The sequence below is a fragment of the Halorubrum sp. GN12_10-3_MGM genome (assembly GCF_005435235.1).
GTDB lineage: Archaea > Halobacteriota > Halobacteria > Halobacteriales > Haloferacaceae > Halorubrum > Halorubrum ezzemoulense.
On the sequence record NZ_SGUB01000002.1, the window covers coordinates 148,457 to 165,965 of the forward strand.

Annotated in this window: 11 protein-coding genes; 1 reads left to right on the plus strand and 10 read right to left on the minus strand. The window is 68.6% G+C overall.

Translation table 11 applies throughout. The features are described 5' to 3' along the window. Positions 1-20: 20 nt before the first annotated feature. From EXE47_RS02405 to EXE47_RS02415, 3 genes are all read right to left on the minus strand, one after another. Entirely contained in the window at positions 21-1,016 is a 996-nt protein-coding gene (locus EXE47_RS02405; RefSeq protein WP_089308662.1) for a homoserine dehydrogenase, read from the minus strand. Beyond that, complete coding sequence (locus EXE47_RS02410) at positions 1,013-1,630, minus strand: amino acid-binding protein (protein ID WP_049932264.1); 618 nt, start codon at positions 1,628-1,630, stop codon at positions 1,013-1,015. The genes EXE47_RS02405 and EXE47_RS02410 overlap by 4 nt, the downstream gene beginning before the upstream one ends. A gap of 334 nt (positions 1,631-1,964) precedes the next feature. Continuing rightward, positions 1,965-4,154: an elongation factor EF-2 gene (locus EXE47_RS02415; RefSeq protein WP_049932262.1), complete on the minus strand. Its 2,190-nt coding sequence runs from the start codon at positions 4,152-4,154 to the stop codon at positions 1,965-1,967. 194 nt (positions 4,155-4,348) lie between these two features. On the opposite strand from EXE47_RS02415, the gene EXE47_RS02420 reads away from it, so the two are divergent. Then, the gene (locus EXE47_RS02420; RefSeq protein WP_049932261.1) at positions 4,349-4,990 is read left to right on the plus strand and encodes a bifunctional 4-hydroxy-2-oxoglutarate aldolase/2-dehydro-3-deoxy-phosphogluconate aldolase; all 642 of its coding nucleotides are present in this window, start codon (positions 4,349-4,351) and stop codon (positions 4,988-4,990) included. A gap of 55 nt (positions 4,991-5,045) precedes the next feature. Here the strand turns inward: EXE47_RS02420 and polC are convergent, their stop codons facing one another. From polC to EXE47_RS02455, 7 genes are all read right to left on the minus strand, one after another. Continuing rightward, positions 5,046-10,091 (minus strand): DNA polymerase II large subunit, encoded by a 5,046-nt coding sequence (polC, locus tag EXE47_RS02425; protein ID WP_089308665.1) that lies wholly within the window; start codon positions 10,089-10,091, stop codon positions 5,046-5,048. Between the two features lie 34 nt (positions 10,092-10,125). Continuing rightward, positions 10,126-10,545 (minus strand): PPC domain-containing DNA-binding protein, encoded by a 420-nt coding sequence (locus EXE47_RS02430; RefSeq protein WP_049932257.1) that lies wholly within the window; start codon positions 10,543-10,545, stop codon positions 10,126-10,128. 246 nt (positions 10,546-10,791) lie between these two features. Continuing rightward, positions 10,792-11,172, minus strand: a complete 381-nt coding sequence (locus EXE47_RS02435) for an iron-sulfur cluster biogenesis protein NfuA (protein WP_049932256.1) — start codon at positions 11,170-11,172, stop codon at positions 10,792-10,794. Between the two features lie 77 nt (positions 11,173-11,249). Continuing rightward, on the minus strand, positions 11,250-11,579 hold the full coding sequence (locus EXE47_RS02440) for a DUF5783 family protein (protein WP_007995328.1): 330 nt from the start codon (positions 11,577-11,579) through the stop codon (positions 11,250-11,252). Between the two features lie 292 nt (positions 11,580-11,871). Further along, positions 11,872-14,007, minus strand: a complete 2,136-nt coding sequence (katG, locus tag EXE47_RS02445) for a catalase/peroxidase HPI (RefSeq protein ID WP_089308666.1) — start codon at positions 14,005-14,007, stop codon at positions 11,872-11,874. A gap of 333 nt (positions 14,008-14,340) precedes the next feature. Further along, positions 14,341-15,768 carry a dihydrolipoyl dehydrogenase gene (gene lpdA, locus EXE47_RS02450; protein WP_049932253.1) on the minus strand — a complete coding sequence of 476 codons (1,428 nt, stop codon included), beginning with the start codon at positions 15,766-15,768 and terminating at the stop codon, positions 14,341-14,343. After that, positions 15,768-17,423: a dihydrolipoamide acetyltransferase family protein gene (locus tag EXE47_RS02455; protein WP_049932251.1), complete on the minus strand. Its 1,656-nt coding sequence runs from the start codon at positions 17,421-17,423 to the stop codon at positions 15,768-15,770. Before EXE47_RS02455 ends, lpdA begins: the two co-directional genes overlap by 1 nt. Positions 17,424-17,509 lie beyond the last annotated feature (86 nt).

The following is a 17,509-nucleotide window of genomic DNA, read 5'->3' on the forward strand; positions in this document are numbered from 1 at the left end:
GTGGGCGAGTCGGGCGTCGGCTACTCCAGCCGGCCCACGTCGCCGAGGACCGCGCTCGCGGTCTCGGGGCCGCCCGCGCCGCGGCCGGAGATGTTGAGCCGGCCGGCGTGGGAGGTCTCGATCTGGACGATGTTCTGCGTCCCCGAGACCGCGAGCGTGCCGTTCTCGGGGACGAGCCGCGGCGCGACGCGGACGGTCTCGCCCGTCGCCTCGCCGATCAGCCGGACCGTCCGCCCGTCCTCGGCCGCGAGGCGGAGCGCGGAGCCGGGCACGTCGCGGATCCCCGAGACATCGGCGTCTTCGAGCGTGAACTCCCGGGCGTCGGCGGGGTCGTCGACCGCGCCGAACGAGAGCACGTTCGCGAGGATGACGCACTTCAGCGCCGCGTCGGTGCCGTCCACGTCGAAGGAGGGGTCCGCCTCCGCGACGCCGAGGTCCTGCGCCTCCGCGAGCACGTGGTCGTAGTCCAGCCCCTCGGCGGCCATCCGCGTCAAGATGAAGTTCGCCGTCCCGTTGAGCACGCCCCGGACCGCCGTGACGTGGCCGGGCTCGATGTCCTCGACGGTCGACACTGCGGGGATCGCGCCACCCACGGTCGCCTCGAACCGGATCTCGCCGTCGCTGTCGCCGACGGCCGCCCGCAGGTCGCCGTACCGCTCCGCGACGGGGCCCTTGTTCGCGAGGACCGCGTGGCGGTCGCGCTCTAAGGCGGTCGTCACGTGCGAGAAGCCCGGCTCGGCGTCGCCGAGCGTCGTCGGCGTCGCCTCCACGAGGACGTCGTAGTCGGCCGCCAGCGCGTCTGCCGGGTCGTCGTCGCCGACGATCCCCCGTTCCGCCTTCCGCGCCACGACCGCGTCGGGGTCGACGCCGACGGCCTCTCCGCCGGAACCGCCCGTCCCGTCCGCGACGACCGCGGTCGACGAGTCGGCGACCGCGACGACCTCGTGGCCGTGTTCGCCCGCCAGCTCGACGACGGAGCGCCCGACGGCGCCCGCACCGATCACGGCGAGTCTCACGCCTCCACCCCCGTGAGTGGCTCAACGACGCGGAGGTCCTTCTCCGCGGCGAGGTCGCGGACCGCGGCGAGCGCCGCGTCCGTCTCGCCGGCCCGGGCTTCGAGCCGGAGCCGCGCGCTCGACACCTCCTCGGTGCCCTGCGGGGCCGCGAGTGACACGTCGGCGACCGACGCCGACTCGCAGGCCTCGATGCTCGAGAGCGTGTCGGAGAGGTCGGTGTCGATGAGGTGGCCGAAGAGGAGCAGCGTCACCTCCTCGGCGTACCGCTCCGTGCCGGCCTGCATCACGTTCACGCCCTCGCTACGGAGCGCGTCGACAATCTCCTCGAACCGGTCCGGCGTCGCCTCGAAGTCGACCTCGACCGGGATCCGGCCGCGGGGCGTCTTGTTCCCGCGCTCGTGGTAGATCGACAGGAGGTTCCCGCCGTTGTCGGCGATCGGGTGGAGCGCGGCGAGCAGCTGCCCGGGCTCGTCGACCAGCTCCAGCCGGACCGTGTGCGTCGAGACCGCCGTCGAGGCGTGGCCGCCGTCGGGCGACGCTCCCGAGTCGGGCTCGTCGACGCCCGCCTCCGCGTCGAGCGCGGCCTCCGGCGCCCCGTCGCGACGGTCGCTCACGGCGCCACCTCCGGCGCCGCGCCGCGCCCGGCTTCATCGCGGCCGGTCGAGTCCGGATCGCTCGTCCGCGGACGCGCTCCTGTCCCCGACGTGGAGCGGTCGCTCGGTGGCTCCGTCGCGGTGCGCCGGGGGGGAGTCGTGCCCGTCTGCATACCCGAACGGAGTCGGACGATCCGGTATAAGCCTTCGGCGCTGGCAGGCGTTGCCTCGCTTCCGTGCCTGTCAACGCGGCGCACGGTTCGGGGAGGTCTGCCGCGATCGACGGCGTCGGGGCTCTCAGGCGGAAGACGCGAGAGAGAAGTTGACCGCAGAGACCGCGGACCGCGTCGTCGACTTAGAAGTAGTCGATCGACTGCGGCAGTTCGAGCTTCATCCCCTTGCGCTCGCGGATCTCCATGATCTTCTCGCGCTGGAGATTATCGACGAGGACGCGGAAGCCCGCGTTCTCGGTGTTCCACGAGGCGCGGCCCTCGGTGGCCGAGCGGATGTCGGAGGAGAACCCGATCATCTCCTCGACGGGCGCGATGCCCTCGACGACCATGAGGTCGCCCTCCTGGTACATGTCGTCGACGCGGCCGCGACGACCCTGGATCTCGCCGGAGGCCGCGCCCATGTGTTCGCTGGGCACGTCGATCCGGACGTCCTGGATCGGTTCGAGCAGGCGGACCTCGCCGTCGATCAGCGAGCGGTGGACCGCGTCGCGGACCGCCGGGATGACCTGCGCCGGACCGCGGTGGATGGTGTCCTCGTGGAGCTTCGCGTCGTGGAGTCGGAACAGCGACCCCTGGACCGGCTCGGCGGCCAGCGGACCGTCGTCGAGCGCCTCCTGAAGCCCCTCCAAGACGAGCTCCATCGTCTCGTTGAGGTGCTGGATCCCCTTCGTGTCGTCGATGAGGATGTTGGTCCGGTGGATGTCCTCGACGTTCTGGGAGGTGTCCTTGTCCATGCCGGCCTCCTGTAGCGCCTCGCGGCGCTCCAGTTCGGGCATGTCCATCGAGACCTCGCCGAGCTGGATGGCGTCGACGATCTCCTGGTCCATCGGCTCGACGGTGATGTAGAACTTGTTGTGGCGGTTCGGCGACTGCCCCTCGACCTCGCGAGAGGACTCCTGGGGCTGCTCGCGGAACACGACGATCGGTTCGCCGGTGATGACCGGGATGCCCTGGTTGTCGCGAATCCGCTGGGTGATCACTTCGAGGTGGAGCTCACCCTGCCCGCTGATCAGGTGCTCCCCGGTGTCCTCGTTGATCTCGATCTGGATCGTCGGGTCCTCCTTGGCGACCTGCTGGAGCGTCTCGATGAGCTTCGGCAGGTCGTCCATGTTCTGCGCCTCGACGGACTTCGTGATGACCGGCTCGGAGATGTGTTCGATCGACTCGAACGGCGTCATCTCGACCGAGGAGACGGTGGAGCCGGCGATGGCGTCACGCAGTCCGGTGACGGACGCGATGTTCCCCGCCGGGACACGGTCCACCTCCTCGCGTTCGGACCCCATGAAGAGCCCCACGCTCTGGATGCGGTTCTTCCCGGCCGTGCCGGAGACGTACAGCTCCTGGCCCTTCTCCAGCGTGCCGGAGAAGACGCGGCCAGTCGCGATCTCGCCCGCGTGCGGGTCCATGGAGATGTCGGTGACCATGAAGACGACGTCGCCGTCCTCGTCGACCAGCTGCATCCCCTCGGCCAGCTCGGTGTCCGGGTCACCGCGCCAGATGCGCGGGACGCGGCGGGGCTGCGCGTCGACCGGGTTCGGGAAGTGTTCGCAGACCATGTCGAGCACGACGTCAGACAGCGGCGTCCGCTCGTGGAGCTCCTGCCGCTTGTCGTTCTGTTCGAGCTCCATGATGTCGCCGAAGTCCATGCCGGTCCGCTGCATCGAGGGCATCGAGACGCCCCACTTGTACAGCGCGGAGCCGAAGCCGACCGTGCCGTCCTCGACGGAGACGGTCCAGTCCTCGGGGATGTCGTCCATGTTCTCGGCCATCCCGCGGATGAGCTCGTTGACGTCGGCGATGACCGACATCAGCCGCTCTTGCATCTCCTGGGGCCCCTCCTGGAGCTCCGAGATGAGGCGGTCGACCTTGTTGATGAACAGCGTCGGCTTCACGCCCTCGCGGAGCGCCTGTCGGAGCACCGTCTCCGTCTGGGGCATCGCGCCCTCGACGGCGTCGACGACCACCAGCGCGCCGTCGACCGCGCGCATCGCGCGAGTGACGTCGCCCCCGAAGTCCACGTGGCCCGGGGTGTCGATGAGGTTGATGAGGTGGTTGGTGTCCTCGTACTCGTGGGTCATCGAGACGTTCGCCGCGTCGATGGTGATCCCGCGCTCCTGCTCGTCCTCCTTCGTGTCCATCGCGAGCTGCTCGCCCGCGGTGTCCTCGGAGATCATCCCGGCGCCCGCCAGCAGGTTGTCAGACAGCGTCGTCTTCCCGTGGTCGACGTGGGCGGCGATGGCGATGTTCCGGATGTGCTCCGGGTTGTCCATCAGCCGCTCACATTCCTGAACGATCTTCTTGCGTCGGCCCATTATACCGAGTGTTACCGAAAGGAGGGTCAAAAGGGTAGTGTTTCGTCGCGGCCGATTCGCCGGGGATCACCCCCGATCCCGGGCGATTTCGTGTCGCACAGTGTCACGGAACGACCGCCGCGGGCGCCCGGGTCGAGACCCCGGCGGAGCGGGCATCGGCGCGGTTTTAAGGGCCGACTCGGGAAACGGTGAGTATGAACGAGACGCTCTCACGGCTCGTCGACAGCGGCGTCGTCGCGGTGCTCCGCGGGGTGCCCGCCGACCAGCTCATCGAGATCGCGGAGGCGCTCCGCGAAGGCGGCGTCACCGCCGTCGAGATCACCGCCGACACGCCGAACGTCGCGGACCTCATCGACGAGGTGACCGCCTCCTTCGACGACGAGGTCGTCGTCGGCACCGGTACCGTCCTCGACAGCGAGACGGCCCGGACGACGCTGATGGCGGGCGCCGAGTTCGTCGTCTCGCCGAGCCTCCACGAGGACGTCATCGAGACGTGTAACCGCTACGGCGCGGTCAGCGCACCCGGCGTGATGACGCCGACGGAGGCGGTCCGCGGCTACGAGGCGGGCGCCGACTTCGTGAAGGTGTTCCCCGCGAAGACGGTCGGGCCGGCCCACCTCGGCGCGATGAAGGGGCCGCTCGGCCAGATTCCGATGATGCCGACCGGCGGCGTCAGCCCGGACAACGCCGCGGAGTACGTCGAGGCGGGCGCGTTCGCGGTCGGCGCGGGCGGCGCGCTCGTCGACTACGACGCCGCCGAGCGCGGCGACTACGAGGTCATCACCGAGACCGCCCGCGAGTTCACGCGGGTGGTCGAGGAAGCGCGCGGCGACTGAACCCCGAGGGTCCGGCGCGGTGAGGCCCGCTCGATCCGCGGCCGCTCTCCCCACCTCACATGAAGTCCGCGATGCCGGACTGTTTGTTCGTGTCGTCCTCGAAGATCGACTCTAACGACTGGTCTAACACCTTCAGCCGCTGTTTCGTGTAGGGCCGGCAGTCGAACCGCTCCGCCACCTCGATGGCGGTGTCGACGTACTTGCTCACCGACCCCTCGTGGACGGTGAGGTTCACGCGGCCGCCGCACTCGCGGCACTCGCCCGTCAGCGGCATCCGCCGGTACTTTTCGCCGCAGTCGAGACAGCGCGTTTCCTGCCGCGAGAACGCCCGGAGGTTCCCGATGATGTCCGGCAGGAAGTGGTACTCGATCACCCGCTCCGCCACGTCGGTCTCGTCGACCGCGCGGAGCTTCCGGGCCAGCTCCAGCTGGGCGTCCATCTTCTCCATCATGTCGCCGAGCGTCTTGTACGCCGAGAGGTCCGGTCCCATCGCGATGTCGGTGGTGTCGTGGGTGTGGTCGAACCCGTGGTACTCGTCGTCGGTGCCGAGCGTGTCCTCGCCGATCTGGATCAGCTCCTCGACCGCCTCCGGGTCAGCCATCTCTCGGGACGCCTCGTACAGCTCTTTGGGGTACTCCCGCACGATGTCGACGTTGTGCGCCTCGTCGTCGATCTCGGAGGGATCGATTCGCGAGGACATCACCAGCGGCGCGTCCATCCGCCCGCCGCGCTGATCGGGCAGAAATTCTTTCGAGAAGTTGAGCAGTCCGTCCATAAGCAGCATCACGCAGTCCTCGTCACCGTCACACTGACCGGAGTACACGTCGTTCGCGACGAGCGTGTTTGTCTCCTCAACAGTCAGACAGTATGTGAATTCGATGTCGGACTGGACCATCTCGACAGAGACGACTTCGTCAACCCAAACGTCGCCTCCGTCACCGAAGAGTCGCTGTGTTCGGGTATCGACGCGGTCCAGCACGTCAGTAAGCGTCTCGTCCTTGCGGCCGAGATGGAAGCCGACTCGGTCGGCGAACCGCACGGCGTTCTGTGATGTGATCTTGAGGACCCAGGATTCGAACGACTGCTCGCCGTCGTAGAACTCGGCCACCGCACCCGTCTTCGGGGTACGCTCCTCGCGATACACTTTCGTAGCGATACCGAACCGCTTGAGGGCTGCGGTTAGGTCGGACTGTAGGTCGTCGCTCACCGTATGTGCGCGAACCTCGACGCGTTCGCTAGACGTGCTTCCGTCGCCAGAGAAGTACGCCGCGAGGAACGTTCGGAGAATCGAGTCCGGTGCGGAGAGCACGCAGTCCGGGATTAGTTTCGTCTCCGCACGACTCCCGGCGTCAAGAACATCCGAGAACAGCGTCGTGACGAGGCGACTGGAAACAGTAATCTTCCATTCGTTCTCCTCGAACGCCTCAACGTCAAATACGTCGTCAAAGACGTCAATGATCTCGTCGCGTGGCACGTCGTCCGGCGTACAGATTGTCGTCTGGTAAAATGACCCAGCCTCCTGCCGGGTGAACCCTTCTGCAGCGTAGTATCCGAGCATCGTGCCGACCGTCTCGTCGACATCGAACTGACGCGAAATCGAAGCGCTGTCTCGACGGATTCCAAGTGTCACGTCGGTGGGAACGCGTTCGACGACAGTGTCGCAGTCGTACAGTTCGATCAGAACGCCGGCCGAGATGCTGTCGCGAGACACCCAGTTGTACACCGTCGACTGACTAACGTCGAGGAGTTCCGCAACAGGCTTCAGGTAGTTCTCGGCGTCTGTCGCATCATCGAGGAGTTGTTTGAGATTAGATTCGCCGAGCCCTCGGATCATCAGGTCGTCGTTCGAAACGGCGTCCGCGTCGAGGAATTCCGCGAGCAGGTCGAACGTCGCTGTTTCCCCGTCAACCGAGATCTGTTTCGGCGCAGGGAGCGCATCTTCCGTGGTTAATTCTCGGGCCGACACGCGCTCGATTCCATCGCCGGTCCACCGACGCATCGAGTGGTCGGGCGTCACCGTCAGCTCCTGTCCACTCTTTGTTTCGACGCGGACGAGGTGGTCAGGCGAAGGATGCTTCGAGAGTGCTTCAGCCCGTTGGAGCGTTTTCTCGCCATCCTCAGTTACGGACGGTACATACACATCGTCATCGAGTTTCTGGACAAGCGTCCCGAAGTCGTCCTCTTCAGCCGTTTCGGCGTCAAGTCGGTCCTCAACGAGTGTCTCGATGGGGTCGTAGTGCCACTTTCCGGCTTCGTCCTCGTACCAGATTTTCGTCTCCGGGTGGAAGCAGTTCCGCCGTTTCGCGGCGTGAAAGTACGGATGAGCGTATCCGACCGCGGCCGACGTGAAACCCACCACTCTCCCGACAGTCGCGGCGCTCGTGTGGGGGGCCATCCCGAAGACGAGCTCGCCGACGAGGTCGTCGCGCTCGTTCACCTCGTAGAAGCGGTCGAGCCCGTAGAACTGTTCGAGGAGGTCGTCGACGAAGTCGGCGGTCTTGAGCATGTGCTCGGCCGCGCCGTCCGAGAGGACGATGTCCTGGACGCGCAGTTCGACCACCTGGTCGTCGTGGCGCAGCGGCTCGCCGTCAATATCGGTCTCGTAGCCGAGCTCGCGGAAGTGGTCGGCGGTGACGTCGAGCTCCTCGGGCCGGACCGCGGTGACCGGGAGGTCGGTCATGTCGTACCGGACCGTTCCGTCCTTGAACGACGTGACGCCGTTCTTCGCGCGGAGGACGCCCTTCTCGATCGGCTCCGGCGTCTTGTTCCGCGAGGTGAGCCCCTGAACCCCCTTCAGGATCTCGAAGGCGGACTCGCGCTCGCCGACCGTCTCCAAGGCGGTGCGGTACGCGTCGTTGACGTCGACCACCTGATACCCCGCGGCCGTCACCTCCCACTCGCAGTTCGGGCACTCGACGCGGCCGGCCTCGTCGGGCTCGCAGACGGTGCCGCAGTCGTTACACTCGTAGTGCGGTTCGGTGTGCGTCTCGCAGTCGGGGCACAGCGCGGCGTAGGTGTGCTCGCCGCAGTCCGGGCAGACGCGGTCGGAGACCTCCAGTTCGTGTCGCCCCCGCCGGCCGGTGTCGTCCATCACGTTCGCGGCCTCGGCGACGTCGCGCTGGGGGCCGCCCGCCTCGTTGATCGGGAAGAGGGTGTGGACCGCCGGCGAGAGGTCGCGGCTCTCCGACTTCTCGGGGCGTCCCATCCGGTTACCGATGCGGGTGGGGGCCCGCTCGCGCACTTCGAAGGGGGCGACCTCGTTGACCGCGCGGATCGCGTTCTCGCCGTCGGCGTACTCCCGGGCCGCGGGGGAAAGGTCCGCGGGGTCCCACTCCTTCCGGAGGCCGTCGTCGATCCCGAGCGACCGCGCGAGCGGCCGCCACGTCGGGATCCGGAGGGCGTCCGGGGTCGCCGCGTGTTCGATCAGCAGCGACTCCAGCGTGTCTTGGACCTGATCCGTGCGCTCGATCGCGAGGACGCCCTCGACGACCTCGCCAGCCGCGATCGCGTCGGCGAGCGCCGCGAACGCGTCGACCGACACGTCGTGCCAGAGGTAGGTGTACTCGGGGTGGAGCGGGCAGTCGTGCTCGCGCGCCCACGAGAGCGCCCGGTCGACACCGGGGTGTTCGAGGTCGACGTGCGGGTCGTCGCGGAGCGCGCGGACGTCGGCGCCGGCCGCCTCGAACTCCTGGACCCACCACTCGGGGGCGTACGAGGCGGGCGCGAGCGGGTGGTTGTTCTCGACGAACTCCCCGTAGTTGACGAGGTACTCGCCCAGGTCGAGGACCTTCTCGACGCCGTTGCGGAGCTCCTTCGCCTCCTCGGGGTCGTCGATCCGGCGGACCTCGCCGTTCGCGAGCCGGACCGTGGGGCCCTCGATGGAGTCGACCGGGACGACGCCGTGCGCCTTCCCCGGCCGCTCGGTCTTGATCTGCGTGCCGGCCGCGAGGAAGTCGTCGACGATGTGCATCGTGGCGGGGTGGACGCCGCCGGTCGCGAAGCCGTGGTTGCGCGCCCGGCCGTACCGGAGTCGGAAGCCGCCAGCCTCGCTCGGGTGGGTGAACACGGGCCGCCCCGCGATGAGGTCGCGGAGGAACTTCTGTGAGGGGTCGGCCCGCGGCGGTCCGGCCGCGTCGTCGGCCGCGCTCTCGTCTCCCTCGGTGTCCGCCGCGTCGTCGGCTTCGGCGTCGCCGTCACCGTCTCCCGTGCCGCTCTCGGTGTCCTCGTCGGCCGCGGCGCCCCCGTCGCCCGCCCCGTCTTTCCCGATCGTCCCGTCGATCAGGTCCTGGAGCCACGGCCAGTCGACCTCCTCGAGGTCACGGGTGTACCGCTGGATCTTCGGGGCCTTCAGCGCGATCCCCTCGGCGGCGACGAGGCACATCCCGCCGCGCGCGGAGTTGGTGTCGACGCGTTCGAGGTCGCGGAACCCCGAGACCTCCTCGTCGCTCGTCGCCTCCCCGTCGAGCATGACGGGGATGTGCTTGGCGATGAACTTCGACTCCTTGTCCTTCGGCGTGTACTGGAGCCCGGTGTCCTTGTCGTAGAGGGCGATCTCCTCGGCGTAGCGCTCGACCTCCACGTCGCGGGGCTTGTACTCGTCGACGTCGAGCAGCGACCGGGCGTAGTCGGCGACGAGCACGGACAGCGCCTGCGCCGTCCCGCCCGCCGAGCGGATCGGACCGGCGTAGTAGACGTTGACGAACTCCGTGCCGTCGTCGTTCTCCAACAGCTCGACGCGGTCGATCCCCTCGATCGGCGCGGCGACGACCCCCTCGGTGAGCAGCGCGACCGCGGTCCGGACCGCCCCCTCGATCTTCCCCTCGCGGGAGTCGTAGTCACCGACGTTGCCGTCGACGAAGTCAGTGACCAGCTCCAGAGCCGCCTCCTCACGAGACATCTCGCCCTCCAGCTCGCGGACGCGCTCGGCGACGCCGTCGATGCCGAGGATGTTCTCGACGCGGTCGGCCATGTCGCGGGCGATCGGGATCTCGATCTCCGGCTCCGGGTCCCGGCCCTGCTCTTTGGCCGTCTCCGCGACATCCCACGCCTCGTCGAGCCGCTCTTCGATCCGCGCGAAGTAGCGCTCGTCGTCCGGTCTCATCGGGCCTCTGGGGTCCGGTGGCGCGGTCGACGGGTCACAGCCACAGGTCGAGGTCCGTCGCCTCGTCGTGCGAGCGCTCCAGCGGCTCGGCGAACGCGCGCAGGTGACATTCGCCGGCCCAGACCGTCGCCGAGTCGAGGTGCCCCGCGAGCGCCTGTCCGCTCGGCCGCGAGAGGACGGCGTGGGTGTGTGCGAACACGTCGCCCTCCAACAGCGAGACGTTGCCCACGCAGGCGGCCACCTCGAGCGGTTCGTCGAACGTCACCGAGCGATACTCGGTCTCGTCTTGGTCGTAGAACCAGACGTCCGCGTCCTGGACCGCACCGAGCGCCGTGAACCAGCCGGCCTCGACGTCTTCCTCGCGGGCGAGCGACTCGATCTCCTCGCGCCAGTCGGCCCCCGTTTCGAACCGCGCGACGTACTCCGCCGTTGGTTCGACCTCGCGGTGGTACATAGCAACTCCCCACGGCGGCCGGGGAGAAAAAGGCTTCAGTCGGACCGAGGAGGACGGCGAACTCAATTCGATATAGCGTTATGTGATACATCTAGCGACGACAGCGAGAGTCAGAGAGACGACAATAAGGCCGAGAGAACGCGTCTACACCGTAGAAACGGTGGATCTACAGAGATAGGCGGTTCAGTAGCTGACGGCGTTGCGACTCGCGGAGCGGAAAGAGAGGAAAGGCGTGGTCGGCGGGGTTCAGAACGGCGCCTGGGGGCCTTCGTCGTCGCCGTCGTCGTCGGTCGTCTCCCCGGGGAAGGAGGGAGACATCCCGCCGCCGCTGCTGGTGCCGCCGAGGTCGCCGTCGGCGCCGGCCGACGCGCCGGTGTCGGCGTGGACCGTCTCGATCTCGGGGATCTCTTTGACCATCCGGGACTTGATCGCCTGGATCGTCATCGGGGAGATGCCGCAGCCGGAACAGGCCCCGCCGAGCTGGACCGTCACCTCGCCCTTCTCGCGGTCGAGGTGGGCGATGGCGGCGCTGCCGCCGTGCATCTGGATCTGCGGGAAGTTGCGCCGCAGGAAGTTCGTGATCCGCTCGCGGAGTTCGTTGTCCGCGTCAGCCGTGTCCGTGCTCATGCCCGCGAGTTGGCGGGCACCGGGCTTATGCCTTTGGTTCGGCCGGATCCGCTCCCGTCGCGGGTCGCGTCGGACCCCTACTCCGGTCGGTCGACCCCAAGGGTCCGGTACAGTTCGGACTCGATCCGCTCGACGTACTCCTCGAGCGTCTCCTCGAACGTCTCGTCGTCGACCGCGACGGCGCCGCGGATGCGCTCGCGCGGGTTCTCCGGGAGCTCGACGCGGAACTCACCGTCCTCGTAGAACGGCTCCGACTCGTTGAGCACGGTCTGGTCGATGCCGTGGATCAGCTCCGAGTCGTACCGGTCGTTCATCTGGTTGAACGCGTTCTTGTACGCCCGCTGGAGCTCGTTGAAGTAGTGCGCGTACTTGTCCTCGAACTTCTCCGGGTCGAACTCGTCGGCCATGTCGCCAGCGAGGGCTCGGCGGGAAAAAAGCCGGTCGATCGCCCCCGAGACGCCGAAACGGGGGCCCCCTCGAACTCGCGGTTCGGGGAGAGATTCGAACGTGGCCGACAAGATAAATTATATGTCGCGATATAGAATTTGATCGGCGCCGGTCACCGGGTCAGAAGCGAGAGTCACGACTCGGCGGCCGACAGCGAGAGGCTCGAACGGCGGGCAGCGGCGGAGCGACGCACCACCGGCCCGCGTTCGGCGGGGCAGAGTCAGAGAGAAAACCGGGAGCGCGGCGATCGGGTTACTCGAGATCGAAGCGGTCGAGCTTCATGATCTCGCTCCACGTCGCGGCGAAGTCCTCGACGAACTTCTCCTCGTCGCTGGCGTACACGTCCGCGATGGTCCGGAGTCGCGCGTTCGAGCCGAAGATGAGGTCGGCGCGCGTCGCCTCCCACGCGACCTCACCGGTGTCGCGGTCGCGGATCTCGTAGACGTCCTCGTCTTCGGTGACCGCGTCCCACTCGTACTCCATGTCGAGCAGATTCGCGAAGAAGTCGTTGGTGAGCGCGCCGGGCTCGTCGGTGAAGACCCCGCGGTCGGAATCGCCGTACGTCGCGCCGAGCGCGCGCAGACCGCCGGCCAGAACGGTCATCTCGCTGGCGGTCAGGTTCAGCAGGTCCGCCTTGTCGACCATGAGGTCCTCGACCGGCTCGTCGGCGTCGCCGAGGTAGTTACGGAAGCCGTCGGCCTCCGGCTCGAGCGCCTCGAAGGAGTCGACGTCGGTCTGCTCCGCCGTCGCGTCGACGCGGCCGGGCTCGAACGGCACCTCGACGTCGTAGCCCGCGTCGGCCGCGGCCCGCTCGACGGCCGCCGTCCCACCGAGCACGATGAGGTCGGCGAGCGAGACGCGGACGTCGTCGTCGCGCGACTCGTTGAACTCGGTCTGGATCTCCTCGAGCGTCGAGAGGACGTCAGCGAGCGCCTCGGGCTCGTTGGCCTCCCAACTTCGCTGCGGTTCGAGGCGGATGCGGGCGCCGTTGGCGCCGCCGCGCTTGTCGCTGTCGCGGTAGGTGGACGCCGCCGCCCACGCGGTCTTGACGAGTTCGCCGGTCGACAGGCCGGACTCGAGGAGCGCGTCCGTGAGCTCGGCGACCTCCGCGTCGCCGACGGTCTCGTAGTCGGCCTCGGGCAGGGGGTCCTGCCAGATCATCGTCTCCTCCGGGACCTCGGGGCCGAGGAACCGCTCCGGCGGGCCCATGTCGCGGTGGATGAGCTTGTACCACGCCTTCGCGAACGTCTCCTGGAACTCTTCGGGGTCGTCGCGGAACTCCTCTAAGACGGCCCGGAAGTCGTCGTCGTGCTTCAGGGCGACGTCCGTCGTGAGCATCATCACGTCCTCCTTGTCGTCGGGGTCCGCGACGCCGGGCGCGGCGTCGTCGAGCTCGTCGTTCTCCGTTGTCCACTGCCACGCGCCGCCGGGACCCTTCTCCGGCTCCCAGTCGTAGGTGAGCAGGTTGTTGACGTAGCTCATGTCCCAGACGGTCGGGGTGGCGTTCCACGGCCCCTCGATGCCGCTGGTGATCGCGTCGGGGCCCATCCCCTCGCCGAACTCGTTGTCCCAGCCGAGTCCCTGGAGGTCGATGGGGGCGTCCTCGGGCTCCGGACCGAGGTTGTCGCCGTCGTCGGCGCCGTGGACCTTGCCGAAGGTGTGGCCGCCGGCGATGAGGGCGACGGTCTCCTTGTCGTTCATCGCCATGCGGCTGAACGACTGGCGGATGTTCTTCGCGGACCCTTCGAGGTCGGGCTCGCCGTTCGGCCCCTCGGGGTTCACGTAAATGAGGCCCATCACGGTGTTGCCGAGCGGCGCCTTGAGGTCGCCCTCCTCGTCGAAGCGCTCCTCGGAGGTCGTCTCGAACTCGCTCTCGGGGCCCCAGTCGACCGCGTCGTCGCCCCGGAAGTCGTCCTCGCGCCCGCCCGCGAAGCCGAACGTCTCGAAGCCCATCGACTCGAGCGCGACGTTGCCGGCGAGGACGATGAGGTCCGCCCACGAGAGCTTCTCGCCGTACTTCGTCTTCACTGGCTCCAGCAGCCGCCGGGCCTTGTCGAGGTTCACGTTGTCCGGCCAGCTGCTGATCGGGGGGAGGCGCTGGTGGCCGCCGGCGGCGCCGCCGCGGCCGTCGAGCGAGCGGTACGTGCCGGCGCTGTGCCACGCCATCCGGATGAACAGCGGCCCGTAGTGGCCGTAGTCGGCTGGCCACCACTCCTTCGAGTCGGTCATCACGTCTTCGAGGTCGGACTTGACCGCCTCGAGGTCGAGCTCCTCGAACGCCTCGGCGTAGTCGAACTCCTCGCCGTAGGGACCGATGTCGGCGGAGTTCTGATCGAGCAACTCCAGGTCCAACTGGTCCGGCCACCACTCTTGGGTGTTACTAGCCATCAAAAAATAGTCGCCCTTCTTTACGGATAATATTGTCTAATACGAGGAGACAATAATCGATATAACGGAGAGTTTCTATCGAGAAACTGAAGTTCTGTTTTCCGATCTGCGAAGTCGGCGTCGTGGACCGCAGCGGCGCTCCGCATGGCGTGCTCCGCCGAGAAGTGAGTGGCGACCCCGCTACGGATCGAGAAGTCGACAGTTCGATAATCATGTGTGAGAGTTCCACCCGAGGGAGGCGGGCGCGTCCGTTCGCCTCGCGGCCACTTCTGACTCCGCGCGGGAGCGTCGAGTCGCCGACGGCGCCGACCCGGGGTCTCGAAGACGGGCCGCTCAGCGGTTCAGCGTGTGGATCGCCTGCCCGCGAGCGTTCTCCGCGGCCTCCATCACCGCCTCCGCGAGCGTCGGGTGGGTGTGGACGGTGGCGGCCACGTCTTCGAGGGTCGCGCCCATCTCGACCGCGAGCGCGACCTCCGCGATCAGCTCCGACGCCTCGGGTCCGACGATCTGCCCGCCGAGGACGAATCCGGTCTCCTCGTCGGCGACGATCCGGGCGAACCCCTCGGTGTGGCCGGTCGTCATCGCCCGGCCGGAGGCGTTGAACGGCATCTCGCCGACGACGGGATCGAAGCCGGCGTCCTCGGCCTCGGCCTCGGTCATCCCGACCGTCCCGATCTCGGGGTCGGTGAACACCGCGGCGGGGACGGCCTGTCGGTCGAGCGCGGCGGGTTCACCGGCGATCACCTCGGCGGCGACGATCCCCTCGTTCGAGGCCGCGTGCGCGAGCATCGGGTCGCCCGCGACGTCGCCGACGGCGTGGATGTGCTCGACCGCCGTGCGCGTGCGATCGTCCGTCTCGATGAAGCCGCGGTCGTCCGTCTCGATACCGGCGTTCGCTACGTCGAGGCCGTCGGTGACTGGCTGACGGCCGACCGCGACGAGGATCTTGTCGACGCCGTACGTCGACTCCTCGCTGTCCTCCGTCTCGGTGTGGAGGAGGTACCCGCCGTCGGGCGCCTCCGACCACTCGCTCGCGCCCTCGCCGAAGTTGAACTCGACGCCGAGCTCCGCGGCGCGCTCCCGGACGATCCGCTTCACGTCGTCCTCGTAGGGGTCGAGGATGTCGTCGAGCATCTCGACGACCGTCACGTCGGCCCCGAGCTTGGCGTACGTCGTCGCCAACTCCATCCCGATGTAGCCGCCGCCGACGATCCCGAGCCGGTCCGGGACGGTGTCGGCGTCGAGCGCGTCGGCGGAGCTCCAAACGTGGTCCTCGGCGAACTCGAAGCCGGGGATCTGGATCGGACGCGAGCCGGTCGCGACGACCGCGTGTTCGAACGAGAGCGTCTCAGAGCCCTGCCCGTCGCCGCCGTGCGCGACGCGGACGGTGTCCTCGCCGACGAACGAGGCGGTCCCTTCGATCAGGTTCACGCCGTTCGCCTTACAGAGCTTCTCGACGCCGCCGGTGAGCCGGTCGACGACGCCGTCTTTCCACTCGATCATCTTCCCCATGTCGACGGCGGGGTCCGCGTGGACGCCCATGAACTCCGCGTTGCCGGCCTCGTGGGCGAGCCCGCTCCCCGTGATCAGCGCCTTCGAGGGGATACAGCCGCGGTTGAGACAGGCGCCGCCGTAGGCGTCCTTCTCGACGAGGGTCGTGTCGAGCCCCTCCTGTGCGGCGCGGATGGCGGCGACGTAGCCGCCCGGCCCCGCGCCGATGACCAGTACCTCCGTTCCCGTGGTGACATCTCCGACGACCATTATTCGTTGAGTAACAGCAGGGGGTTTTCCAGGTGTTCCATGACGGTGTTCGCGAACTCGGCCGCGACCGCGCCGTCGACGACGCGGTGGTCGATCGATAAGGACAACGGGAGCGTCGGCGCCGGGACGACCGTCGAGTCGTCCGAGTCGTCGAGGAACTCGGACTCGACGTCCGCGTGGTCGCGGACGACAGGGCGCTCCTCGATGGCCCCGAGCCCGAGGATCGCCGTCTCGGGGTAGTTGATGATCGGCGTGGCGTACTCGCCGCCGATCGCGCCGAAGTTGGTGATAGAGAAGGTCCCGCCCTGCATCTCCGCGGGCTTGAGCTTCCGCTCTCGGGCGCGCGAGGCGAGGTCGTTCACCGCGTCGGCCAGCTCGAAGAGCCCCTTCTCGTCGACGTTCTCGACGACGGGAACCATGAGACCCGCGTCGGTCGCGACCGCGATGCCGAGGTTGTACTCGCTTTTCAACACGATCTCCTCGTCGTCCTCCCGGAGCTCGCTGTTGAGGTACGGGTACTCCTTCAGCCCGGCGACGATGGCCTTCATCACGAACGGCATGTAGGTGAGCTTCACCCCCTCGGCCTCGGCCTTCGGCTTCAGCTCCTCGCGGGCCTCCACGAGCGCGTCGACCTCGGCGGTGTCGTGGTGGGTGACGTGCGGCGCCGTGAACTTCGAGCGCTCCATCTGCTTGCCGATGGTGCGCCTGACGCCGCGGTACGGGACGGTCTCGTCGCCCGACGCGGGAGCGCTCGTCTCGGACGCGTCGCCGGCGGTCACGGCGGGCTCCGTGCCCGGGCCCGTCTCGACCGGTTCCGGCTCGGGCGTCGACGCGGGCGACTCCAGCGCGTCAGCGTACGCGTTCACGGCCTCGGCCGTGACGAACGCCTCGCCGTCCCGGGTCTGGTCGGTCGGCACGTCGTCGATGTCCACGTCGCGGTCGCGCGCGGCCTTCCGCGTGGCGGGCGTCGCGAGCGTCGTCTCCCGGCCCGCGGGGTCGGGCCCGCCGGCGGGCGTCGCCGGGGCGTCGGCGGAGCCGTCGTCGGCGCCGCGCTTGCTGACCGCGGACTTCCGCCCGTCGGAGCCGGTATCGGTCGGCGTCGGCGCGGGACGGGGTTCGGGGCCGTCGTCCGGGCCGCCCGCGTCGGCGGCCCCGGCGTCGCCCTCGGCGTGGGCGCGCACGTCGGCCTCGGTGACGCGGCCGCCGGGGCCGCTCCCGTCGACGGCCGCGACGTCGACGCCGAGCTCGCGGGCGAGCCGGCGGGCCGACGGCGGCGCGAAGGTGCGTCCGGCGGGCGTGTCGGGCTCGGCGTCGGCCGCCTCGGTGGTCGGCTCCGACGCCGACTCGTCGGGCGAGTCGGGCTCCGGCTCCGGTTCGGCCTCCGCGTCGTCGCCGGCGGCCGCCTCGCCGTCCTCGTCGACGCGGAACGAGATGATCACGTCGCCGACGGGGACCATCTCCCCCTCCTCGGCGAACAGCTCCTCGACGACGCCGTCGTAGCTCGACGGCACCTCGACGAGCGCCTTGTCGGTCTCGACCTCGGCGACGGGCTGGTCCTCCTCGACGCGGTCGCCGGGCGCGACCAGCCAGCTGACGAGTTCGCCCTCCGCGACGCCCTCGCCGACGTCGGGCAGTTTGAACTCCTCGACCGTCATTCGTCGCCCCCCTCGGCGGTCGGGCGTCTCCCCTCTGCCGTCGTGCGCCGGTCCTCGGCGTTCATGGGTGTACCTCTGCCGGACAT